The following is a 22411-nucleotide window of genomic DNA, read 5'->3' on the forward strand; positions in this document are numbered from 1 at the left end:
CTTGACCAGTCCTCTCTTGCAAACCATCGGCCTCGCCTGCGAGCGAGACCTGCGGCTGCTTTTCGAAAATCTCGAATTGAGACTCTCGCGTGGCGATATGGTGCAAGTCAGTGGCCCCAACGGCAGCGGCAAGACCAGCCTGTTGCGCCTGCTGGCCGGGTTGATGCAACCCACCGCGGGCCAGGTGCTGCTCAACGGCCAGCCCCTGGACAGCCAGCGCAGCGAACTGGCCCGCAACCTGCTCTGGATCGGCCATGCCGCCGGTATCAAGGACCTGCTGACGCCGGAAGAAAACCTCAGCTGGCTGTGCGCCTTGCACCGGCCGGCCGGTCGCGAGGCGATCTGGCAGGCCCTGGTGGCGGTAGGTCTGAAGGGTTTCGAGGACGTGCCCAGCCACACATTGTCGGCCGGCCAGCAGCGCCGCGTGGCCCTGGCCCGGTTGTACCTGGACAGCCCGCCGCTGTGGATTCTCGACGAACCCTTCACCGCACTGGACAAGCAGGGCGTCGCACAGCTCGAAGAACACCTGGCCCGGCATTGCGAGAGCGGCGGCATGGTGTTGTTGACGACCCATCACACGTTGACCCGGATGCCCGCCGGCTATCGCAGCATTGACCTGGGGAACTGGGCGGTATGAGCGTCTTTGGCCTGTTGCTTGCCCGTGAAGCACGCCTGCTATTTCGGCGTCCGGCTGAACTGGCCAATCCGCTGGTGTTTTTTGCGATCGTCATCGCGTTGTTCCCTCTGGCGGTCGGTCCGGAGACTCAATTGTTGCAAACCTTGTCGCCGGGACTGGTCTGGGTGGCCGCGCTTTTGTCGGTCCTGCTCTCGCTGGACGGGCTTTTCCGCAGTGATTTCGAAGACGGTTCCCTGGAGCAGTGGGTCCTTTCGTCGCACCCCCTGGCCCTTCTGGTTTTGGCCAAGGTACTGGCACACTGGGTTTTTTCCGGCCTGGCGCTGGTGCTGCTCTCGCCGCTGCTTGCGATGATGCTGGGCTTGCCCGCCGCGTGCATGCCGGTGCTGCTGCTGTCACTGTTGCTCGGCACGCCGGTGCTGAGCCTGCTCGGCGCGGTGGGTGCGGCGCTGACGGTAGGGCTCAAGCGTGGCGGCTTGTTGCTGGCGCTGCTGATCCTGCCGCTGTACATACCGGTACTGATCCTCGGCAGTGGCGCCTTGCAAGCGGCGCTGCAAGGCCTGCCGGCAACCGGTTATCTGCTGTGGCTTGGGAGCCTGACCGCCCTGGCGATAACCCTGACACCCTTTGCAATAGCCGCTGGCCTGAAGATCAGCGTCGGCGAATAATAATGCGGCCTGGTCAGGAATTGACCACTTCCACTGGAAGCGAAGGCTGACCTGGCGGCTCGTGAAGACGAGCCGCAACCGTGATGGAAACTGCAATGAACTGGACCTGGTTTCATAAGCTCGGCTCACCCAAGTGGTTCTACGGCATCAGCGGCAAGATGCTGCCCTGGTTGAGTATCGCCGCCCTGTTGCTGATCGGCATCGGCCTGGTCTGGGGCCTGGCTTTCGCGCCGCCGGACTACCAGCAGGGCAACAGCTTTCGCATTATCTATATCCATGTTCCGGCGGCGATGCTCGCCCAGTCGGTCTACGTGATGCTGGCGATCTGCGGTGTGGTCGGGCTGGTGTGGAAGATGAAGCTGGCCGACGTCGCGCTGCAATGCGCAGCGCCCATCGGTGCCTGGATGACCGCCGTGGCGCTGGTCACCGGGGCAATCTGGGGCAAGCCGACCTGGGGTTCATGGTGGGTCTGGGATGCACGACTGACGTCGATGCTGATCCTGCTGTTCCTGTACTTCGGTCTTATTGCGCTGGGCAACGCCATCAGCAATCGTGACAGCGCGGCCAAGGCCTGCGCGGTGCTGGCGATTGTCGGCGTGATCAACATCCCGATCATCAAGTACTCGGTGGAATGGTGGAACACCCTGCATCAGGGCGCGACCTTCACCCTCACCGAAAAACCGGCGATGCCGGTCGAGATGTGGCTGCCGCTGCTGCTGACCGTGCTGGGTTTCTACTGCTTCTTCGGCGCGGTGTTGCTGCTGCGCATGCGCCTCGAAGTGCTCAAGCGCGAAGCCCGCGCCAGTTGGGTGAAAGCCGAAGTACAGAACAGCCTGGAGGCCGCTCGATGAGTTTCGCGTCATTCGGCGACTTCCTCGCCATGGGCCATCACGGCCTGTATGTCTGGTCAGCCTATGGCATCTGCCTGGCGGTGCTGGCCCTCAACGTGGCGGCGCCGATCCTGGCCCGCAAGCGGTATCTGCAACAAGAGGCGCGTCGTCTGCGTCGGGAGAACGGTCAGTGAATCCGCTGCGCAAAAAACGTCTTGTCATCATCCTGGCGATCCTGGTCGGCGTCGGCGCGGCGGTCGGCCTCGCCCTCAGCGCCTTGCAACAGAACATCAACCTGTTCTACACCCCGACCCAGATCGCCAATGGCGAAGCGCCCAAGGATACGCGCATCCGCGCTGGCGGCATGGTGGAGCAGGGCTCGCTGGCGCGTTCCGGTGATTCGCTGGACGTGAAGTTCAACGTCACCGACTTCAACAAGACCGTGACCATCACCTATCGCGGGATCCTCCCGGACCTGTTCCGCGAAGGGCAGGGCATCGTTGCCTTGGGCAAACTCAACGCCGATGGCGTGGTGGTGGCCGACGAAGTGCTGGCCAAGCACGATGAGAAATACATGCCGCCGGAAGTGACCAAGGCCCTGAAAGACAGCGGCCAGTCGGCGCCCGCTCCCGCTCCCGTGAAGGAGGGTTGATCGATGAATGCCGGTCTGTTTATTCCTGAGCTGGGCCATCTGGCGATGATCCTGGCCTTGTGTTTTTCCCTGGTCCAGGCGGTTGTGCCGTTGCTCGGTGCCTGGCGTGGCGACCGCTTGTGGATGAGCCTCGCCCAGCCGGCGGCATGGGGGCAGTTTGCATTCATGCTGTTCGCGTTCGGCTGCCTGACCTACGCGTTCATGGCCGACGATTTTTCCGTGGCCTATGTCGCCAGCAACTCCAACAGCGCCTTGCCCTGGTACTACAAGTTCAGCGCGGTGTGGGGTGCCCACGAAGGTTCGTTGCTGCTCTGGGCGTTGATTCTTGCCGGCTGGACCTTCGCGGTGTCCGTGTTCTCCCGACAGCTGCCGCAAGTGATGCTGGCCCGGGTGCTGGCGGTGATGGGCATGATCAGCATCGGTTTCCTGCTGTTCCTCATCCTCACGTCAAACCCGTTCGAGCGCATCCTGCCGCAAGTGCCGATGGACGGGCGCGACCTCAACCCGTTGCTTCAGGACATCGGTCTGATCGTCCATCCGCCGATGCTCTACATGGGCTACGTCGGCTTTTCCGTGGCCTTCGCGTTCGCCATCGCCGCTTTGCTCGGTGGTCGCCTCGACGCCGCGTGGGCGCGCTGGTCGCGGCCATGGACCATTGTCGCCTGGGCCTTCCTCGGGATCGGCATCACACTCGGGTCGTGGTGGGCCTATTACGAACTCGGCTGGGGCGGCTGGTGGTTCTGGGACCCGGTGGAGAACGCCTCCTTCATGCCATGGCTGGTCGGCACGGCGCTGATCCACTCCCTGGCCGTCACCGAAAAACGCGGCGTGTTCAAGAGCTGGACCGTGCTGCTGGCGATCGCGGCGTTCTCGCTGAGCCTGCTCGGGACCTTCCTGGTGCGCTCCGGCGTGCTGACCTCGGTGCATGCCTTCGCCTCGGACCCCGAGCGTGGCGTATTCATCCTGATGTTCCTGCTGTTCGTGGTCGGCGGTTCGCTGACGCTGTTCGCCCTGCGTGCACCCGTGGTGAAAAGCCAGGTCGGCTTCAACCTCTGGTCCCGGGAAACCCTGCTGCTGGGCAATAACCTGGTGCTGGTGGTGGCGGCGTCCATGATCCTCCTCGGGACGCTGTATCCGCTGGTGCTCGATGCGTTGTCCGGCGCCAAGCTGTCGGTCGGCCCGCCGTATTTCAACGCATTGTTCATTCCGCTGATGGCGATCCTGATGGTGGTGATGGCGATCGGTATGCTGGTGCGCTGGAAGGACACGCCGGTCAATTGGCTGCTGGGCATGCTCACGCCGGTGCTGCTCGGCACCGCCGCCCTGGCCGTGGTGGCGGGCATCGCTTATGGCGATTTCAACTGGGCGGTGCTGGCGACATTCGTGCTGGCGGCGTGGGTATTGCTGGCGGGCGTGCGGGATATTTTCGACAAGACCCGCCATAAAGGCCTTGTCAAAGGCCTGCCGACCCTGACCCGCAGTTACTGGGGCATGCAACTCGCCCACCTGGGGATCGCCGTCTGCGCCCTCGGTGTGGTGCTGTCCAGCCAGAACAGCGCCGAACGCGACCTGCGCCTGGCACCGGGCGAGTCCATGGACCTGGGCGGTTATCAGTTCGTTTTCGAGGGCGCCAGGCATTTCGAAGGTCCGAACTTCACGTCCGACAAAGGCACCGTACGGGTCATTCGCGACGGCCAGCAGATCACCGTGCTGCACCCGGAAAAACGCCTCTACACCGTACAGAACTCGGTGATGACCGAAGCCGGGATCGACGCCGGTTTCACCCGCGACCTCTACGTGGCGCTGGGCGAACCCCTCGGTGATGGCGCCTGGGCGGTACGCGTCCACGTCAAGCCGTTCGTACGCTGGATCTGGTTCGGTGGCCTGCTCACCGGCCTGGGCGGCGTATTGGCTGCGCTGGATCGACGCTATCGGGTCAAAGTGAAAACCCGGGTGCGCGAAGCCCTGGGCGTGACGGGAGCCACTGCATGAAACGTTGGTTGATGGTGTTGCCGCTGGCGCTGTTTCTGGTGATGGCGGTGTTCTTGTACCGCGGGCTTTACCTGAACCCGTCCGAATTGCCCTCGGCGATGATCGGCAAACCGTTTCCGGAGTTCTCCCTGCCATCGGTACAAGGCGACAAGACCCTGACCCGCGCCGACCTGCTGGGCAAGCCGGCGCTGGTCAACGTGTGGGGCACCTGGTGCATTTCCTGCCGGGTCGAACATCCGGTGCTGAACAAACTGGCCCAGAACGGCGTGGTGATCTACGGCGTCAACTACAAGGACGTCAACGCCGATGCCTTGAAGTGGCTGGCCGAGTTCCACAATCCGTATCAACTGGACATCCGTGACGAGGAGGGCACCCTCGGCCTGAACCTGGGCGTCTACGGTGCGCCGGAAACCTTCTTTATCGACGCCAAGGGCATCATCCGGGACAAGTTCATCGGGGTGATCGACGAGCAGGTCTGGCGCGAGAAGCTGGCCGGCAAATATCAGGCACTGGTGGACGAGGCCAAGCCATGAGGCGCTGGTTAGCGGCTGCCGTCCTCGGCTTGAGCCTGGCGGGTGTGGCCCACGCCGCCATCGACACTTACGAATTTGCCAACGATGCCGAGCGTGAGCGGTTTCGCGAACTGACCAAGGAACTGCGCTGCCCCAAGTGTCAGAACCAGGACATCGCAGACTCCAACGCGCCGATTGCCGCCGACCTGCGCAAGGAGATCTTCCGCATGCTCGGCGAGGGCAAGGACAACCAGCAGATCATCGACTTCATGGTCGATCGCTACGGTGAGTTCGTGCGCTACAACCCGGCGCTGTCTTCCAAGACCGCGCTGCTCTGGTTCGGCCCCGCCGGGCTGCTGCTCGGTGGTTTCGTCGTCATCGCGGTGATCGTGCGTCGCCGCCGGGTCCAGCGCACTGCCGCCCCGGACACGCTTTCTGTCGAAGAGCGCCAGCGCCTCGACCAACTGTTGGATAAAACCAAGCATGATTGATTTCTGGCTCGCCGCAGGTCTGCTTCTCCTGGTTGCCCTGAGTTTTCTGTTGATCCCCGTGTTGCGTGGCCGCCGCGCCCAATTGGAAGAAGACCGTACTGCGCTGAACGTGGCGCTGTACCAGGAGCGCGTCGCCGAACTGCAGGCCGAGCGGGAGGAGGGCGTGCTCAACGCCGCGCAACTGGACACCGGTCGCGCCGAGGCCGCCCGTGAATTGCTCGCCGACACCGAGGGCGCCGAGGCGCCGCGCGAATCGCGACTGGGCAAGCCGTTGCCGCTGCTCGCGGCGGTATTGGTGCCGGTATTGGGCCTGGCGCTGTACCTGCATTTCGGCGCCAGCGACAAGGTCGAGCTGACCCGTGAATTCGCCCAGGCGCCCAAGTCCATGGAAGAAATGACTTTGCGCCTGGAGCGCGCGGTGGCGGCACAACCGGATTCCGCCGAAGGTTTGTATTTCCTCGGGCGTACCTACATGGCGCAGGATCGGCCGGCGGATGCGGCAAAGATCTTCGAGCGCACCGTGGCACTGGCCGGCCGCCAGCCCGAGCTGCTCGGACAGTGGGCCCAGGCGCAGTATTTTGCCGACGGCAAGAAATGGTCGGACAAGGTCCAGGCCCTCACCGACGAGGCGCTGAAGCTCGATCCGAAGGAAGTCACCAGCCTCGGCCTGTTGGGCATCGCCGCGTTCGAAGGCGAGCGCTATCAGGAGGCGATCGATTACTGGGGCCGCCTGCTGGCGCAGTTGCCCGAAGACGACAAGTCGCGGGAGGCGTTGCAGGGGGGCATCACTCGCGCCACCGAGAAGCTCCAAGCCAACGGCGGCAAGGTTGCCCAGGCGCCAGTCGCCAAGGCTACGGCGCTGCTCAAGGTCCGTGTCGAGCTCGATCCGGCCCTCAAAGCCAAGGTGCAGCCGGGCGACAGCGTGTTCATTTTTGCTCGCGCCGTGTCCGGCCCGCCCGCGCCGTTGGCGGCCAGGCGCCTGACCGTCGCCGACCTGCCGGCCAGCGTCGAGCTGGGTGACGCTGACGCGATGATGCCGCAGCTGAAACTGTCGAACTTCCCTGAAGTCCAACTGGTGGCGCGCATCTCCCGAGCCGGCCAACCCACCGCCGGCGAGTGGATCGGTCGCAGCCAGCCCCTGGCGAGCAGCACCACGGCGCTACAACAATTGATTATCGACAGTCCGGACCAATGACAGGAATTCGCACCATGACCGCCATCGCTCGTATGACCCTGCTCACCCTCATCCTGGGCCTGAGCGCTTGTGCGGTCCAGCGTCCACCGGAGCCTTCGGCGCCATTGCCACCGATTCCGCCTTCGACGCCGACCACCAAACCAGGCCCGTCGACCGCGCCCGGCAAACCCGTGACCCCGAACAAACCGGCCAAGCCGCTGCCGCGCACTTCCGCCAGTTTCGCTCCACCACCAGGCGGCAACAGCCACTGGGACGCCAAGCTCGGGGTCTATGTGCTGGACAAGCAGCCCAACACGTTCTATCGCCAGCGCACCTATTATCGTTGGAACAACGGCTGGAGCCGCTCCGTCAGCCCGAACGGCCCGTGGGAAGAAACCACTATCGAAGGCGTACCGGCGGGGCTCGGACAGAAGTTTCACTGAAGCCCATTGCCGGCCCTTGTGGCGAGGGAGCTTGCTCCCGCTGGGCTACGAAGTAGCCCTGAGCTTTCCTCGGTATTTCAGCCAGGCCTGCCCAGTTCTTCCGGGGGCTGCTGCGCAGCCCAGCGGGAGCAAGCTCCCTCGCCACGAAGGTTGCGTTGCGGCGTCAGACAGTAGAAGGTTCGACCTGTCATCCCCAGCGTCGTAGAATGCGCGCCTTTGCGAGCCTTAACTGGCCAACGCGTATTGATCGGAGCACCTGACCATGACGACCACCCCGACCGGCGACTACCTGGAAACCCTCTACGAAGGCTATGGCCAGCGTTTTCGCATGGACAAGCTGCTGCACGAAGTGCGCACCGAGCACCAGCACCTGGTGATTTTCGAGAACCCGCGCATGGGCCGGGTCATGGCCCTGGATGGTGTCATCCAGACCACCGAAGCCGATGAATTCATCTATCACGAGATGCTCACCCACGTACCCATCCTCGCTCATGGCGCCGTCAAGCGCGTGCTGATCATCGGTGGCGGTGACGGCGGCATGCTCCGTGAAGTGACCAAGCACGTTGGCATCGAACACATCACCATGGTCGAGATCGATGGCACGGTGGTGGACATGTGCAAGGAGTTCCTGCCCAACCACTCCAAGGGTGCCTACGACGACCCGCGGCTGAACCTGGTGATCGACGATGGCATGCGTTTCGTCGCCACCACCCAGGAGAAATTCGACGTCATCATTTCCGATTCCACCGACCCGATCGGCCCGGGCGAAGCGCTGTTCTCGGAAAACTTCTACCAGGCTTGCCATCGCTGCCTGAACGAAGGCGGGATCCTGGTGACCCAGAACGGCACGCCGTTCATGCAACTGGGCGAAGTGCAGACCACCGCCGGACGCTTGCACGGCCTGTTCGCCGACTGGCATTTCTACCAGGCCGCTGTGCCGACCTACATCGGCGGCGCCATGACCTTCGCCTGGGGCTCGACTGATACCGCTCACCGCAAGCTTTCTCGCGAAACCCTGCGCGAGCGCTTCATTGGCAGCGGTATCGTGACGCGCTACTACAACCCCGAGATCCACCTGGGCGCGTTCGCCATGCCGCAGTATGTGCTGCAGGCGATCAACAAGCCGAGCAACGACTGAAGCCCCGCAATTGAGGCGAGATCCTTCTGTGGCGAGGGAGCTTGCTCCCGCTGGGGCGCGAAGCGGCCCTCCTGGATCTACCTGACACACCCAGTTGCCTCAGCGTGTGTTGGGGGCCGCTTCGCAGCCCAGCGGGAGCAAGCTCCCTCGCCACAAGAGCGCTGGGGTGCTTTTGTGTTTCCAGATATTCATTGAACGAAATTTTCACTAAGTCTTGTCGACAATCCCCCGCGCTCTGTCGCCAGCGGTTATTTAATGGCAATGCCATGGCCGTTCGTGCGACATTCGCGCACTTGCGCAAGCCCCGGGCCTGATATCTGGCCAACAGAGGGCGCGCCGTTGTTCTATTTGTCACTCCAACTCCAATAGGTCCTCAAACGACATGGCAATCCCGGACGCCCTGAGTCAGCAGCGCACCACGCATCGCCTGCTGCAACCGACCGTCAAATCGCACCTGGCCTACACGTTGCTCTGTGCGTTGGTGATGATGGTCATGCTGAGCCTGCTGCGCGTTGCGCTGCTGGTCTACAACCGCGAGATGATCCTTGATACACCGGCCTCTACCTTCGTTGAAGCGTTCGCCAACGGCCTGCGTTTCGACGTGCGCCTGGTGGTCTACCTGTGCATCCCGCTGCTGCTGGCCCTGTTCAGCGCACGGGCGATGGCGGCACGTGGATTCTTTCGTTTCTGGCTGACCGTCACGTCCAGCATCGCGCTGTTTCTCGGCTTGATGGAAATGGACTTCTACCGCGAGTTCCACCAGCGCCTCAACGGCCTGGTCTTCCAATATGTGCAGGAAGACCCGAAAACCGTCATGAGCATGCTCTGGTACGGTTTCCCGGTGGTGCGCTACCTGCTGGCCTGGGCCGGCGGCACGCTGATCCTGGCCCTGGCCTTCAAGGGTGCTGATCGCGCTACCCGGCCACGCGGGCCGTTCAGTGGCGGCAGCATCGGCACCCGCCAGATCGCCCCGTGGTATGGCCGCGTCGCGGTGTTCCTGGTCTGCCTGGTGGTGGCCGTCGCCGCCGCCCGTGGCACCTTGCGCCAAGGCCCGCCCCTGCGTTGGGGCGACGTCTATACCACCGATTCGAACTTCGCCAACCAGTTGGGCCTCAACGGTACGCTTTCGCTGGTGGCGGCGGCCAAGAGCCGGATGTCCGAACACCGTGACAATGTCTGGAAGGCCACCCTCGAGTCGTCGCTGGCGCAGCAGACCGTGCGCGACATGCTGGTGATGCCCGACGACAAGCTCGTCGACGCCGGGACTGCCGCGGTAAGACGCGACTACACGCCGCCGGCCGACAAGACACTGCCGATCAAGAACGTGGTGGTGATCCTCATGGAAAGCATGGCCGGTCACTCGGTAGGCGCCCTGGGCGCGCCGGGTAACATCACGCCATACCTGGACAAGCTGTCCAAGGAAGGCCTGCTGTTCGACCGCTTCTTCTCCAACGGCACCCACACCCACCAGGGCATGTTCGCCACCATGGCGTGTTTCCCGAACCTGCCCGGTTTTGAATACCTGATGCAGACACCGGAAGGCAGTCACAAGCTCTCGGGCCTGCCGCAACTGCTCAGCGCCCGGGACTACGACGATGTGTATGTCTACAACGGCGATTTCGCCTGGGACAACCAGTCGGGTTTCTTCAGCAACCAGGGCATGACCACGTTCATCGGACGCAATGACTATGTGAACCCGGTGTTCTCCGACCCGACCTGGGGCGTGTCCGACCAGGACATGTTCGACCGTGGCCTGATCGAGCTCAAGGCGCGCGAGAACGGCAAGCCGTTCTATGCGTTGTTGCAGACCCTGTCCAACCACACGCCTTACGCACTGCCGACGCCGTTGCCGGTCGAGCCGGTCACGGACCGTGGTCGCCTGAACGAACACTTGACCGCCATGCGTTACTCCGATTGGGCGCTGGGGCAGTTCTTCGAGAAGGCGCGCAAGGAGCCTTACTTCAAGGAAACCCTGTTTGTCGTGGTTGGCGACCATGGCTTCGGCAACGAGCGCCAGATCACCGAAATGGACCTTGGCCGCTTCAACGTGCCGATGTTGCTGATCGGCCCGGGCATCCAGGAAAAATTCGGTCAGCGCAGCCACACGGTGGGCACCCAGGTCGATATCGTTCCAACCATCATGGGACGGCTCGGTGGGCAGGTGCGTAACCAGTGCTGGGGCCGTGACCTGTTGAACCTGCCGTCAGGCGACACCGGGTTTGGCGTGATCAAGCCGTCGGGCAGCGACCAGACCACCGCGATTATTCGCGACGACAGGATCCTGGTGCTGCCGGAAGAAAAGGCCATGCCAGCGAAGCTGTTCCGCTATCAGCTGGGGGCCAATCCGCATGCCGAGATCATCCCGGACGCACCTGACACCGCAGAGATGAAACTCAAGCTCGAGGCGTTCCTGCAAACCGCGACCAAGAGCCTGCTGGATAACACCGCCGGTGTTGTTGACGGCAAGCCGGACTGATAATCGCGACGTATAAAAAAAGAGGCCTCAAAGGCCTCTTTTTTTACGCTTGGTGTTTTATATCTTGCCAAGTAACAACAAGATCAACAGCACGACCAGCACAACGCCGATGATACCGGACGGGCCATAACCCCAACTTCTGGAGTGCGGGAAGACCGGAAGGCCACCGATCAGCAGGAGGATCAGGATGATGATAAGAATAGTGCCCATTGTTGATTTCCTTATTGGTCAGTTCTGGAGTGATGTAACTTTCAACTGCCAGCGCGCGTGCGTTGAATCCGGGCGGCTTATTAAGTCCGACCGTAACGTCCTGTAAAAAATTCAAAAGTTTTTATTGTTGAGCGTAAAACACAAGAGCACTGAAACCCCGTGGCGAGGGAGCTTGCTCCCGCTGGGCTGCGTAGCGGCCCTTTAATTGAAACCGACTCCGTTAACGAGGCGGCATCATGGGGGCCGCTCCGCGCTGGAACGCCAGCCCGCCCAGCGAGAGCACTCCCTCGCCCAGGTACCTCAACCTTCCACGGTTTGCCCTCGCCATTCAGCAATCTGATGGTGCATGGGTCTGTTCGGGTCCTTCGCTACACTCGGCGCATCTCTCCCGGAACAACAAGGCTGTTTCCCTATGCAAAATCGCATGATGATCACCGGTGCCGGCTCCGGCCTGGGCCGCGAAATCGCGCTGCGCTGGGCCCGTGAAGGCTGGCGCCTGGCCCTGTCCGATGTCAGCGAGCCCGGCCTTCAGGAAACCCTCAGGCTGGTGCGCGATGCCGGTGGCGAGGGTTTCGTCCAGCGCTGTGACGTGCGCGACTACAGCCAGCTCACCGCATTCGCCCAGGCCTGCGAGGAGAAGCTTGGCGGCATCGACATCATCGTCAATAACGCTGGCGTGGCTTCGGGCGGGTTCTTCAGCGAGCTCTCGCTGGAGGATTGGGACTGGCAGATCGCAATCAACCTGATGGGGGTGGTCAAGGGCTGCAAGGCGTTCCTGCCACTGCTGGAAAAAAGCCGCGGCAAGATCATCAACATCGCCTCCATGGCGGCGCTGATGCAGGGGCCTGCCATGAGCAACTACAACGTGGCCAAGGCCGGCGTCGTGGCGCTGTCGGAAAGCCTGCTGGTCGAGCTGGCCCAGCAGGAAATCGGCGTACATGTGGTATGTCCGTCGTTCTTCCAGACCAACCTGCTGGACTCGTTCCGTGGCCCGACCCCGGCCATGAAGGCCCAGGTGGGCAAACTGCTGGAAAGCTCGCCGATCACCGCGGCGGACATTGCCGATTACATCTACCAGCATGTCGCCCAGGGTGAATTCATGATCCTGCCCCACGAGCAGGGGCGCATGGCCTGGGCCCTCAAACAGAAAAATCCACAACTGCTGTACGACGAAATGACCGCCATGGCCGACAAGATGCGCGCCAAGGCACGGCAGGCCTGAGTTGACCTGATTGCCGGGTGTCCTCAGGATGGCGCCATTCGTGCCTTCCTGATGGACATAGCAATGCTCAATTACCTGTGGTTTTTTCTCGCCGCGCTGTTCGAGATCGCTGGCTGCTACGCCTTCTGGATGTGGTTGCGCCAGGGCAAGAGTGCCTGGTGGATCGTGCCGGCGCTGCTCAGCCTTGCGTTATTCGCCCTGTTGCTGACGCGCATCGAAGCCACTTATGCCGGTCGTGCCTACGCCGCCTACGGTGGCATTTACATCATCGCCTCGATCGGCTGGCTGGCCGTGGTGGAACGGGTGCGGCCGCTGGGTTCCGACTGGATCGGCGTGGCCCTCTGTGTCGTGGGGGCCAGCGTGATTCTGTTCGGTCCGCGTTTTTCGGGGCCATAAACTGCCGTTTCGGCGTGGTTTTGCAGGACGTTTCCTTCAGCCAATGGACAGTTGTTCGTAGGGGTTTACTGAATTCCCGCCGGTATCTTGTGCTCGGAAAACAGGCCGTGCATGGTCAATGTCCAATCACTCTTAAGGACAAGACCATGCTCGTATTAAGCCGTACCGTAGGTGAGTTGATTTCCATCGGTGATGAGATTTCCGTCCGTGTGCTGTCGATCAGCGGCGGCACCGTGCGCTTTGGCGTAGAAGCGCCTCGGCATGTGGAGGTTCATCGTTCCGAGGTCTACGACAGGATCCAAAGAAAAAAGGCCGGGTCCGACCGCAAGGTCGGTTAATCGAACAGATGTCTGGGCACATCGTGCTTGAGCATCAATTGGCACTGTTCGCTTTCGGGATCGAAGACAATCATGGCCTGGCCTTTGGTCAGGGCCTGCCTGACCCGCAGGACGCGGGTTTCCAGCGGGGTATCGTCGCCATTGTCAGTACCCTCACGGGTGACGAAATCCTCGATCAGGCGGGTGAGCGTATCGACTTCGAGTTGGTCGTAGGGGATCAGCATGGTGGGGCTCCGCAAAACAATAGAGCGGATGCTACGGTGGATGCGCTGCTGCGGCTAGCCTGAGTTCTGTAGAGCCATGCGGGCCTCATCGCGAGCAGGCTCGCTCCCACCTCGATGGCGTAATTACCCTGTGGGAGCGAGCCTGCTCGCGAAAGCATCGTAAGAATCGATAAGGGCTTGGTTCAGCTATCCGAACGGTGCCCGATCAGGCTGTCCACCGACGGCACCCGTGTGTCGCTTTCCATCTGCGCATCGTGCTCGATCTGATGGCTGAAGCGATCCAGTGATCCCTGGGCCGGTTGGGCGTCGCTGGCAAATACCGGAGGGCTCAGGATGTAGGCACCGAGCAGGCGGCTCAGCGCGGCCAGGCTGTCGATGTGGGTGCGCTCGTAACCATGGGTCGCGTCGCAGCCGAAGGCGAGCAGGGCAGTGCGGATGTCGTGCCCGGCGGTAATCGCCGAATGGGCGTCGCTGAAGTAATAGCGAAACAGGTCGCGGCGCGCCGGCAGTTCGTGCTCCTTGGCCAGCTTCAGCAAATGTCGCGACAGATGGTAGTCGTACGGGCCTCCCGAGTCCTGCATGGCCACGCTTACCGCATGTTCGCTGGAGTGCTGGCCTGGCGCGACCGGTGCAATGTCTATCCCGACGAATTCGCTGACGTCCCAAGGCAGCGCGGCCGCCGCGCCGCTGCCGGTTTCCTCGGTGATGGTGAACAACGGGTGGCAGTCGATCAACAGTTCCTCGCCGCTGTCGACAATCGCCTTGAGCGCCGCCAGCAACGCGGCGACCCCGGCCTTGTCATCCAGGTGACGGGCGCTGATATGGCCGCTTTCGGTGAACTCCGGCAAGGGGTCGAACGCCACATAGTCGCCGATGCCCACCCCCAACGTTTCGCAATCGGCGCGGGTGGCGCAGTAGGCGTCCAGGCGCAGTTCGATGTGGTCCCAGCTGATGGGCATCTCATCCACGGCGGTGTTGAACGCGTGCCCGGAAGCCATCAGCGGCAGCACACTGCCACGGATCACCCCAGTGTCGGTAAACAGGCTGACCCGGCTGCCCTCGGCAAAGCGGCTCGACCAGCAGCCCACCGGCGCCAGCGTCAGGCGGCCGTTGTCCTTGATGGCGCGAACGGAGGCGCCGATGGTGTCCAGGTGAGCCGATACGGCCCGGTCGGGGCTGCTCTTGCGGCCCTTGAGGGTGGCGCGGATCGTGCCGCGCCGGGTCATTTCGAAAGGGATGCCCAGCTCTTCGAGTCGCTCGGCAACGTACCGAACGATGGTATCGGTGAAGCCGGTCGGGCTGGGAATGGCGAGCATTTCCAACAGGACTTTCTGCAGGTATGCGAGATCCGGTTCGGGAATTTTGCTGATCATGGAAACTCCTCGCGGAACGTTAAGTTTTGCATAGGGGAACCTTGTGGCGAGGGAGCTTGCTCCCGCTGGGCCGCGAAGCGGTCCTTCTTTTCAGACCTCGGGGCCTGAGCGACCGCTTCGCGGCCGAGCGGGAGCAAGCTCCCTCGCCACGGAGAGATTTGAGTCAGACCACTGCCTGGCTATGGGGAAACAACAGATCCACAAAGCGCTCGGCAGTGGGTTGCGGTTCGTGGTTGGCCAGGCCGGCGCGTTCGTTGGCTTCGATGAACACATATTCCGGTTGATCGGCCGCCGGTACCAGCAAGTCGAGGCCGACCATCGGGATGTCCAGCGCCCGCGCGGCGCGCACCGCTGCATCGGCCAGGGTCGGATGCAGGATCGCGGTGACGTCTTCCAGCACGCCGCCGGTATGCAGGTTTGCGGTGCGTCGGACAAACAGATGCTCACCCGCCGGCAGCATGCTGTCATAGGCATACCCGGCCGCGCTCAGCGTTCGCTCGGTCTCGGCATCCATCGGGATCTTGCTTTCACCCCCGGTAGCCGCCTGCCGCCGCCGGCTCTGCGCCTCGATCAGCGCGCCAATGGTGTGCTGGCCGTCGCCGATCACTTCCGCCGGACGCCGGATCGCCGCCGCCACCACTTCAAAACCGATCACCAGGATGCGCAGGTCGAGCCCTTCGTGGAAGCTCTCCAGCAGCACGCGGCTGTCGAAGTGTCGGGCCGTTTCGATGGCGTTCTGGACTTCCTCGATGGTCCGCAGGTCCACCGCCACGCCCTGGCCCTGTTCGCCGTCCAGCGGCTTGACCACCACGCGCTCGTGTTCGTCGAGAAACGCCAGGTTGTCGTCGGCATTCCCCACCAGCTGTTGCGCCGGCAGGTTCAGACCGGCATTTTTCAGCACCTTGTGGGTCAGGCTCTTGTTCTGACACAGGGTCATGCTGATCGCACTGGTCAAGTCGCTCAGCGATTCCCGGCAGCGCACCCGCCGGCTGCCATGCACCAGGGTGAACAGCCCCGCCTCGGCGTCATCCACTTGCACTTCGATGCCACGCCGGTGCGCTTCCTCGACGATGATCCGCGCGTACGGGTTGAATTGCGCCTCGGGCCCCGGCCCGAGGAACAGCGGCTGGTTGATGCCGTTCTTGCGCTTGATGGCGAAGGTCGAAAGGTTGCGGAAACCGAGCTTGGCATAGAGATTTTTCGCCAGGCGATTGTTGTGCAGCACCGACAGGTCCAGGTAGCTCAAGCCACGGCTCATGAAATGCTCGATGAGATGGCGCACCAGCACTTCGCCGACGCCAGGCCGCGAACATTGCGGGTCCACCGCCAGGCACCAGAGGCTGCTGCCGTTTTCCGGGTCGTTGAACGCTTTCTGGTGGTTGAGGCCCATGACGCTGCCGATCACCGCGCCGGTGTCGTCGTCTTCGGCCAGCCAGTACACCGGGCCGCCCTGGTGACGCGGGGTCAGGCGCTCGGGATCGATGGGCAGCATGCCGCGAGCCTGGTAGAGCTGGTTGATGGCTTGCCAGTCGCTCTCGCTCTGGGCCCGGCGGATCCGGAAGCCGCGAAACACTCGCGTGGCTTGGCGATAATCGCTGAACCACAGGCGCAGGGTATCCGACGGGTCAAGGAACAGGTGCGCCGGTTCCAGCCCCAGCACTTGCTGCGGCGCGGCGACATACAAGGCAATGTCACGTTCGCCGGGCTGCTCGTTGAGCAGCTCCTGGGCCAGGGTCGCCGGGTCCGGAAAGGTATGGCCGATGAGCAAGCGGCCCCAGCCGCAATGCACGGCGATCGGAGCGGCGCCCAGTTCGCTGCCATCTTCGGCCAGGCGCGCCTGCAAGCGTTCGTAGGACGGTGGTTGTCCACGCAAGAGACGTTGGTTGTGAAGGGTCGGGTGGGGTTTCATCAGTCAGATTCCTTGCTCGCTGAGCCACAGGTTCAGCGCCGCCAATTGCCATAACCGCGAGCCGCGCAAAGGCGTGAGCTGGCCGTTGGGGTCGGTCAGCAAACGGTCGAGCATGGTCGGGTTGAACAAGCCGCGATCCTGGCTCGGGTCCAGCAGCAGTTCGCGAACCCAGGCCAGGGTGTTGCCTTCCAAATGCTTGAGGCCCGGGACCGGGAAATAACCTTTCTTGCGGTCGATGACCTCGCTCGGAATCACCCGGCGGGCCGCTTCCTTGAGTACCTGCTTGCCGCCATCGGGCAGCTTGAATTTCGCCGGCACCCGTGCCGAAAGCTCCACCAGCCGGTAGTCGAGGAACGGCGTGCGCGCTTCCAGGCCCCAGGCCATGGTCATGTTGTCGACGCGCTTGACCGGGTCGTCCACCAGCATCACGGTGCTGTCCAGGCGCAGGGCCTTGTCGACGGCCGCATCGGCGCCCGGCTGGGCGAAGTGCTCCTTGACGAAGTCACCGGCGGCGTCGTTGGCCGTCAGCCATTCAGGCTGCACGGTCGCGGCATATTCTTCATAGCTGCGGTCGAAGAACGCGGCGCGATAGGCGGCGTACGGGTCGCTGGCGCCGTCCACTTGCGGATACCAGTGGTAACCGGCGAACAGTTCGTCAGCACCCTGGCCGCTTTGCACCACCTTGCAGTGCTTGGCGACTTCCCGCGACAGCAGGTAGAAGGCGATGCAGTCGTGGCTGACCATCGGCTCGCTCATGGCGCGAAACGCAGCCGGCAGTTGTTCGATGATTTCTTTCTCATCGATGCGCAACTGATGATGGCGGGTGCCGTAGTGCTTGGCGATCAGGTCCGAATACTGGAACTCGTCACCGCGCTCGCCGCCGGCGTCCTGGAAGCCGATGGAGAAGGTGGACAGGTCTTCCACGCCCACTTCACGCAACAGGCCGACGAGCATGCTCGAATCGACGCCGCCCGAGAGCAGCACGCCCACGTCGACGGCGGCACGCTGGCGAATGGCGACGGCTTCGCGGGTGCTGTCGAGCACGCGATCGATCCAGTCTTCCAGGTTGAGGTTCTGTTCATCGGCCCGTGGGCCGTAGGGCAGCGTCCACCAGGTTTTCTGCTCGGTGCGACCATCCGCTTCGATGCGCATCCAGGTCGCCGGTGGCAGTTTTTCAATGCCCGCCAACAAGGTGCGTGGCGCCGGGACGACCGCGTGGAAATTCAGATAGTGATTGAGGGCGATCGGGTCAAGCACCGGATTGATGTCGCCACCCTTGAGCAGGGCCGGCAGCGCCGAGGCAAAGCGCAGGCGCTGGCCGGTACGCGACAGGTACAGCGGCTTGACGCCGAGACGGTCGCGAGCAATGAACAGCCGCTTGGCGTCGCGTTCCCAGATGGCGAAGGCGAACATGCCATTGAGTTTGGGCAGCAGGGCTTCGCCCCAGGCGTGATAACCCTTGAGCAACACTTCGGTGTCGCCGCCAGAGTAGAAGGTGTAGCCCAGGCCTTCGAGTTCGCTGCGCAGTTCCGGATAGTTGTAGATCGCGCCGTTGAACGCCAGGGACAGGCCCAGTTGATTGTCGATCATCGGCTGGGCCGAACCATCGGACAGGTCCATGATTTTCAGGCGCCGGTGGCCGAGGGCGATCGGCCCCTGGCTATGAAAACCCCACGCGTCAGGGCCGCGAGGGGCCAGGTGATGGGTGATGCGCTCTACGGCCGCAAGGTCCGCAGGTTGTTGATCGAAACGTAACTCTCCAGCTAATCCGCACATAAGTCCTTACCGGTTTTTCCGTTGGGGAGGGGTCAAGCCGTACACACCGAAATGGCGGGTACTCTGAAACTGACCGGAGGGATTGCTCTGAGTTTTATATCGATGCGTTATAAGCCGACGGGTGGGGATCGCAGGTCATTCAGACTAGTGAGGATCCTGTGGGAGCGAGCTTGCTCGCGATGACGTCGTGTCAGGCGCTACCATCTCAGCTGATCTACCGCTATCGCGAGCAAGCTCGCTCCCACAGGGGAAGGGGTGGCCAGTCGTCAATTGGCCTTGCCGCGAATCACCGCCCGCAAGGCAAACCGGTTTGGATGGCAGGCCTCGGCGACGCTTCGCGGCAGTGGCAGCGGTTCGTTGTCCAGCCAGGCGGCGATCAGTTCGCCCGACAGCGGCGCAGTGATCAGGCCTCGGGAGCCGTGCCCGCTGTTGACGTACAGGCCGTCGAGCCAGGGACACGGCGTGTCCGGCACTTGGCGCGCATCCTTGCCCAGGGCCGCGTAGGTTTCGACGAACGCCCGGCTGTCAGCCAGCGGTCCGACAATCGTCAGGTAATCGGGGCTGGTGCAACGGAACGCCGCGCGGCCTTCGAGGCGCTGCGGATCGAGGGTATCGGCGTTCAGGCGGTCCACCAGATCGTGGGAGATTTCTTCGAGCATCTGCAGGTTGCCGGCGTGCTCGGCGGCGGTGGGGGTCAGGTCATCGCTGTGGAAATCGAAACTGGCGCCCAGGGTGTGCTCGCCCATTCGCGGTGGCGCCACGTAGCCTTCGGCGCAGACCACTGTCGCCAGGCTTTGGCTGCGGGTGGTTTGCGCCAGCCGCGTGATTTGCCCGCGAATGCGCTTGAGGGGTAACTCGGCCGCCGGTTCGAAGCGTTTGATCTCGGCAGCGCTGGCGAGGATTGCCACCGGGGCGCTGGCCAGGCAACGTTCGCCGTCCCAAGCCTGCCATTGGCCGTCGACACGTCGCAGTTCAAGCACTTCGCGATGTGGCTGCACGGTAATCGCAGCAGCCGAGGCTTGCCAGCGGCACAGGGCTGGCGGGTGTACCCAGCCGCCTTCGGGATAGAACAGGCCGCCACAGGCCAGGCCGATACCGGACTGCGCCTCGGCTTCGGCGCGATCGACAATTCGCAGCAGACCCGCGGGAAACGCCTCGGCCAGTTGGCGCTGGCGTTGGCCTTCCTTCTCGTTGAAGGCCAGCTGCAAGACTCCGCATCCGTCCCAGTCGAGGCCCCGTTGCAGGTTTTCGAGCAAGCGCCGGGTGTAGCCGAAACCGCTGAGGATCATCTGCGACAACGCCGTGCCGTGGGCCGACAACTTGAGGTACAGCACGCCTTGGGGGTTGCCGGACGCTTCCTCGGCCAACCCGGCGTGACGCTCCAGCAAGGTCACTCGCCAGCCGCGGGCCGCGAGACTCGCCGCGCTGGCGCAACCGGCCAGGCCGCCGCCGATCACCAGCGCATGGCGTTCGCCAGCCGGCGGGGCGGGGCGGGCGTACCAGGGCTTGGCCGGGGCGGGTTTGGGCACCTGGTCCGGCCAGCCGAGAAATACCCCACGGAGAATTTCCCACTTGTGGCCGATGCCCGGGGTGCGCTTCATCTTGAAGCCCGCCGCATTGAGCAGCCTGCGCACCCAACCGGTGCTGGTAAAGGTGCTGAGGGTGGCGCCGGGCGCTGCCAGCCGCGCCAGTTCGGCGAACAGCTCGGCGGTCCACATCTCCGGGTTTTTCGCCGGGGCAAAACCGTCGAGGAACCAGGCGTCGATCTGTCCGTCCAGCTGCGGCAGTTGCTCCAGTGCATCGCCAATCAACAGGGTCAATGTCACTCGCCCGCCCGCCAGGGTCATGCGCTGGAAACCCTGGTGAATCGCGACGTACTGCTCAAGTAATTGATCAGCCTGGTACTTGAGCTCCGGCCACAGGGCAAGGGCCCGACGCAGGTCCTCGGGGCTCAGGGGAAATTTTTCGACGCTGACGAAATGCAAGCGCGCACCGGTCGGTGCGCATTCTTCGAACAGCTGCCAGGCGCAGAGAAAATTCAGCCCGGTGCCAAATCCGGTTTCGCCGATCACCAGTCGTCCGTGCTCCGCCAGCGCGGCGAAACGCTCGGCCAGGTTGTTCTGCGCAAGGAACACGTAGCGGGTTTCTTCCAGGCCCGACTGGTCGGAGAAATACACGTCGCCGAATACCCGGGAGCGGGGGCGACCCTGGTCATCCCAGTCGAGTTGGGCGTGGTGCTGGATGGGCGTCATGGCTGGCTCGGTCAAAACAAGGTCGCCATTCTAGCCGATCAGCGCCGCAATGCCTGATCCACGGCAAGCGTGGGCATGTCTGAAGGGAATCTGCTGCGCAGCGGCGTATCCAATCCGCTAGTCTTGCCCCATTCCTGGAAGGAGCTGTCCATGTTCGAATCCGCTGAAATCGGTCACGTCGTCGACAAAGAAACCTATGAAGCCGAGGTGCCGGCATTGCGTGAAGCATTGCTCGAAGCTCAGTACGAGTTGCATCAGCAAGGCCGCTTCCCGGTCATCATCCTGATCAACGGCATCGAAGGCGCGGGCAAAGGCGAGACGATAAAGCTGCTCAACGAATGGATGGATCCGCGGCTGATCGAGGTGCGCACCTTCGACCAGCAGACCGACGAGGAACTGGCGCGGCCGCCGGCCTGGCGCTATTGGCGGATGCTGCCAGCGAAGGGGCGGATGGGGATCTTTTTTGGCAACTGGTACAGCCAGATGCTCCAGGGGCGGGTGCACGGCGAGTTCAAGGACCCGCGGCTCGATCAGGCGATCAACGGCGCCGAGCGTCTGGAGAAGATGCTCTGCGATGAGGGCGCGCTGATCTTCAAGTTCTGGTTCCACCTCTCCAAGAAGCAGATGAAGGCCCGCCTGAAAAGTCTCAAGGACGACCCGCTGCACAGCTGGCGGATCAGCCCCTTGGACTGGCAGCAGTCCCAGACCTACGACAAGTTCGTCAAATACGGCGAGCGCGTGCTGCGCCGCACCAGTCGCGACTACGCACCCTGGCATGTGATCGAAGGCGTGGATGCCTGTTATCGCAGCCTCGCGGTCGGGCAGATTTTGCTCGAAGGCCTGCGCCAGGCCCTGGACCGACCGAAGATCAGCCCGGAAAAAGTCAACGTGGCAGCATTGCCGGCACTGGACGACCAACTAACCTTGCTCGACAGCCTCGACATGACGCTGCGCCTGGACAAGGCCGATTATGAGGAGCAGTTGATCACCGAGCAGGCCCGCTTCGCCGGCCTGCTGCGGGACAAGCGCATGCGCCGGCACGCGTTGGTGGCGGTGTTCGAAGGTAACGACGCGGCGGGCAAGGGCGGGGCGATCCGCCGGGTCGCCGCGGCGCTCGACCCGCGTCAGTACAGCATCGTGCCGATTGCCGCGCCCACCGAGGAAGAACGCGCCCACCCCTACATGTGGCGTTTCTGGCGGCACATTCCGGCGCGGGGCAAGTTCACCATGTTCGACCGCTCCTGGTATGGGCGGGTACTGGTGGAGCGGGTCGAAGGTTTTTGCAGCCGTGCCGACTGGCTGCGGGCCTACGGTGAAATCAACGACTTCGAAGAACAACTGGCCGATGCCGGCGTGGTGGTGGTGAAGTTCTGGCTGGCCATTGACAAGGAGACCCAACTGGAGCGCTTCCAGGAGCGCGAGGAAATCCCGTTCAAGCGCTTCAAGATCACCGAGGATGATTGGCGCAACCGTGACAAGTGGGATGCCTATCGGTCGGCGGTCTGCGACATGGTCGATCGCACCAGCACCGAGATATCGCCGTGGACCCTGGTCGAAGCGAACGACAAGCGTTGGGCCCGGGTCAAGGTATTGCGCACGCTCAACGACGCGCTGGAGGCCGCGTTCGAACGTTCCGCCAGGCAGGCGCGCAAAAAGAAATAGGCCGATGGCGGCGCATACGCGGGGTGAATGATTGTCGCG

22 protein-coding genes are annotated in these 22411 nt (G+C 63.0%); 16 read left to right on the top strand and 6 right to left on the bottom strand.

Features of this window, described 5'->3' with window-relative positions; all coding sequences use genetic code 11:
- Position 1: 1 nt before the first annotated feature.
- The 12 genes from ccmA to J3P89_RS07775 all read left to right on the top strand — a co-directional run bounded on the left by ccmA (position 2) and on the right by J3P89_RS07775 (position 11010).
- Entirely contained in the window at positions 2 to 637 is a 636-nt protein-coding gene (ccmA, locus tag J3P89_RS07720; RefSeq protein ID WP_434697182.1) for a cytochrome c biogenesis heme-transporting ATPase CcmA, read from the top strand.
- On the top strand, positions 634 to 1302 hold the full coding sequence (ccmB, locus tag J3P89_RS07725) for a heme exporter protein CcmB (protein WP_434697183.1): 669 nt from the start codon (positions 634 to 636) through the stop codon (positions 1300 to 1302). The genes ccmA and ccmB overlap by 4 nt, the downstream gene beginning before the upstream one ends.
- A 95-nt stretch (positions 1303 to 1397) precedes the next feature.
- Positions 1398 to 2153 carry a heme ABC transporter permease gene (locus J3P89_RS07730; RefSeq protein WP_434656498.1) on the top strand — a complete coding sequence of 252 codons (756 nt, stop codon included), beginning with the start codon at positions 1398 to 1400 and terminating at the stop codon, positions 2151 to 2153.
- Entirely contained in the window at positions 2150 to 2326 is a 177-nt protein-coding gene (gene ccmD / locus J3P89_RS07735) for a heme exporter protein CcmD (RefSeq protein ID WP_007939192.1), read from the top strand. The genes J3P89_RS07730 and ccmD overlap by 4 nt, the downstream gene beginning before the upstream one ends.
- Positions 2323 to 2784, top strand: coding sequence for a cytochrome c maturation protein CcmE (gene ccmE / locus J3P89_RS07740; RefSeq protein WP_434697184.1), 462 nt, complete (start codon positions 2323 to 2325; stop codon positions 2782 to 2784). The genes ccmD and ccmE overlap by 4 nt, the downstream gene beginning before the upstream one ends.
- A gap of 3 nt (positions 2785 to 2787) precedes the next feature.
- Positions 2788 to 4776 (top strand): heme lyase CcmF/NrfE family subunit, encoded by a 1989-nt coding sequence (locus J3P89_RS07745; RefSeq protein ID WP_434697185.1) that lies wholly within the window; start codon positions 2788 to 2790, stop codon positions 4774 to 4776.
- A complete protein-coding gene (locus tag J3P89_RS07750) occupies positions 4773 to 5309 on the top strand; it encodes a DsbE family thiol:disulfide interchange protein (RefSeq protein ID WP_095963989.1) in 537 nt (178 codons plus the stop codon). The genes J3P89_RS07745 and J3P89_RS07750 overlap by 4 nt, the downstream gene beginning before the upstream one ends.
- Positions 5306 to 5779, top strand: coding sequence for a cytochrome c-type biogenesis protein (locus J3P89_RS07755; RefSeq protein WP_434572677.1), 474 nt, complete (start codon positions 5306 to 5308; stop codon positions 5777 to 5779). Before J3P89_RS07750 ends, J3P89_RS07755 begins: the two co-directional genes overlap by 4 nt.
- Positions 5772 to 6974, top strand: a complete 1203-nt coding sequence (gene ccmI / locus J3P89_RS07760; protein ID WP_434697186.1) for a c-type cytochrome biogenesis protein CcmI — start codon at positions 5772 to 5774, stop codon at positions 6972 to 6974. Before J3P89_RS07755 ends, ccmI begins: the two co-directional genes overlap by 8 nt.
- Positions 6975 to 6988: 14 nt before the next feature.
- On the top strand, positions 6989 to 7396 hold the full coding sequence (locus J3P89_RS07765; RefSeq protein WP_434697187.1) for a hypothetical protein: 408 nt from the start codon (positions 6989 to 6991) through the stop codon (positions 7394 to 7396).
- A gap of 262 nt (positions 7397 to 7658) precedes the next feature.
- Entirely contained in the window at positions 7659 to 8534 is an 876-nt protein-coding gene (gene speE / locus J3P89_RS07770; RefSeq protein WP_434697188.1) for a polyamine aminopropyltransferase, read from the top strand.
- 382 nt (positions 8535 to 8916) lie between these two features.
- Complete coding sequence (locus J3P89_RS07775) at positions 8917 to 11010, top strand: LTA synthase family protein (protein ID WP_434697189.1); 2094 nt, start codon at positions 8917 to 8919, stop codon at positions 11008 to 11010.
- A 57-nt stretch (positions 11011 to 11067) separates the two neighbouring features.
- Here J3P89_RS07775 and J3P89_RS07780 read toward each other — a convergent pair whose 3' ends face one another.
- On the bottom strand, positions 11068 to 11220 hold the full coding sequence (locus J3P89_RS07780) for a DUF3309 family protein (protein WP_018606531.1): 153 nt from the start codon (positions 11218 to 11220) through the stop codon (positions 11068 to 11070).
- Positions 11221 to 11632: 412 nt separating this feature from the next.
- Here J3P89_RS07780 and J3P89_RS07785 point away from each other — a divergent pair, with 412 nt between their 5' ends.
- The 3 genes from J3P89_RS07785 (at position 11633) to csrA (ending at position 13176) form a co-directional block, all read left to right on the top strand.
- Positions 11633 to 12442 (top strand): SDR family oxidoreductase, encoded by an 810-nt coding sequence (locus J3P89_RS07785; RefSeq protein WP_434697190.1) that lies wholly within the window; start codon positions 11633 to 11635, stop codon positions 12440 to 12442.
- Positions 12443 to 12505: 63 nt separating this feature from the next.
- Positions 12506 to 12838 carry a YnfA family protein gene (locus tag J3P89_RS07790; protein WP_434629283.1) on the top strand — a complete coding sequence of 111 codons (333 nt, stop codon included), beginning with the start codon at positions 12506 to 12508 and terminating at the stop codon, positions 12836 to 12838.
- A gap of 146 nt (positions 12839 to 12984) precedes the next feature.
- Complete coding sequence (gene csrA, locus J3P89_RS07795) at positions 12985 to 13176, top strand: carbon storage regulator CsrA (protein WP_305499663.1); 192 nt, start codon at positions 12985 to 12987, stop codon at positions 13174 to 13176.
- Here the strand turns inward: csrA and J3P89_RS07800 are convergent.
- From J3P89_RS07800 to mnmC, 5 genes are all read right to left on the bottom strand, one after another.
- On the bottom strand, positions 13173 to 13400 hold the full coding sequence (locus J3P89_RS07800; protein ID WP_434697191.1) for a YheU family protein: 228 nt from the start codon (positions 13398 to 13400) through the stop codon (positions 13173 to 13175). The genes csrA and J3P89_RS07800 overlap by 4 nt on opposite strands.
- A gap of 182 nt (positions 13401 to 13582) precedes the next feature.
- Entirely contained in the window at positions 13583 to 14773 is a 1191-nt protein-coding gene (locus J3P89_RS07805; protein ID WP_434629286.1) for an osmoprotectant NAGGN system M42 family peptidase, read from the bottom strand.
- Between the two features lie 163 nt (positions 14774 to 14936).
- Positions 14937 to 16682 carry an N-acetylglutaminylglutamine synthetase gene (gene ngg, locus J3P89_RS07810; RefSeq protein ID WP_434697192.1) on the bottom strand — a complete coding sequence of 582 codons (1746 nt, stop codon included), beginning with the start codon at positions 16680 to 16682 and terminating at the stop codon, positions 14937 to 14939.
- Positions 16683 to 16685: 3 nt separating this feature from the next.
- A complete protein-coding gene (locus J3P89_RS07815) occupies positions 16686 to 18458 on the bottom strand; it encodes an N-acetylglutaminylglutamine amidotransferase (protein WP_434572693.1) in 1773 nt (590 codons plus the stop codon).
- A 266-nt stretch (positions 18459 to 18724) separates the two neighbouring features.
- On the bottom strand, positions 18725 to 20710 hold the full coding sequence (mnmC, locus tag J3P89_RS07820; protein WP_434697193.1) for a bifunctional tRNA (5-methylaminomethyl-2-thiouridine)(34)-methyltransferase MnmD/FAD-dependent 5-carboxymethylaminomethyl-2-thiouridine(34) oxidoreductase MnmC: 1986 nt from the start codon (positions 20708 to 20710) through the stop codon (positions 18725 to 18727).
- Positions 20711 to 20860: 150 nt separating this feature from the next.
- On the opposite strand from mnmC, the gene pap reads away from it, so the two are divergent.
- A complete protein-coding gene (pap, locus tag J3P89_RS07825; RefSeq protein WP_434697194.1) occupies positions 20861 to 22372 on the top strand; it encodes a polyphosphate:AMP phosphotransferase in 1512 nt (503 codons plus the stop codon).
- Positions 22373 to 22411: the final 39 nt, after the last annotated feature.

The sequence above is a fragment of the Pseudomonas sp. Z1-14 genome, assembly GCF_051132005.1.
Taxonomy (GTDB): domain Bacteria; phylum Pseudomonadota; class Gammaproteobacteria; order Pseudomonadales; family Pseudomonadaceae; genus Aquipseudomonas.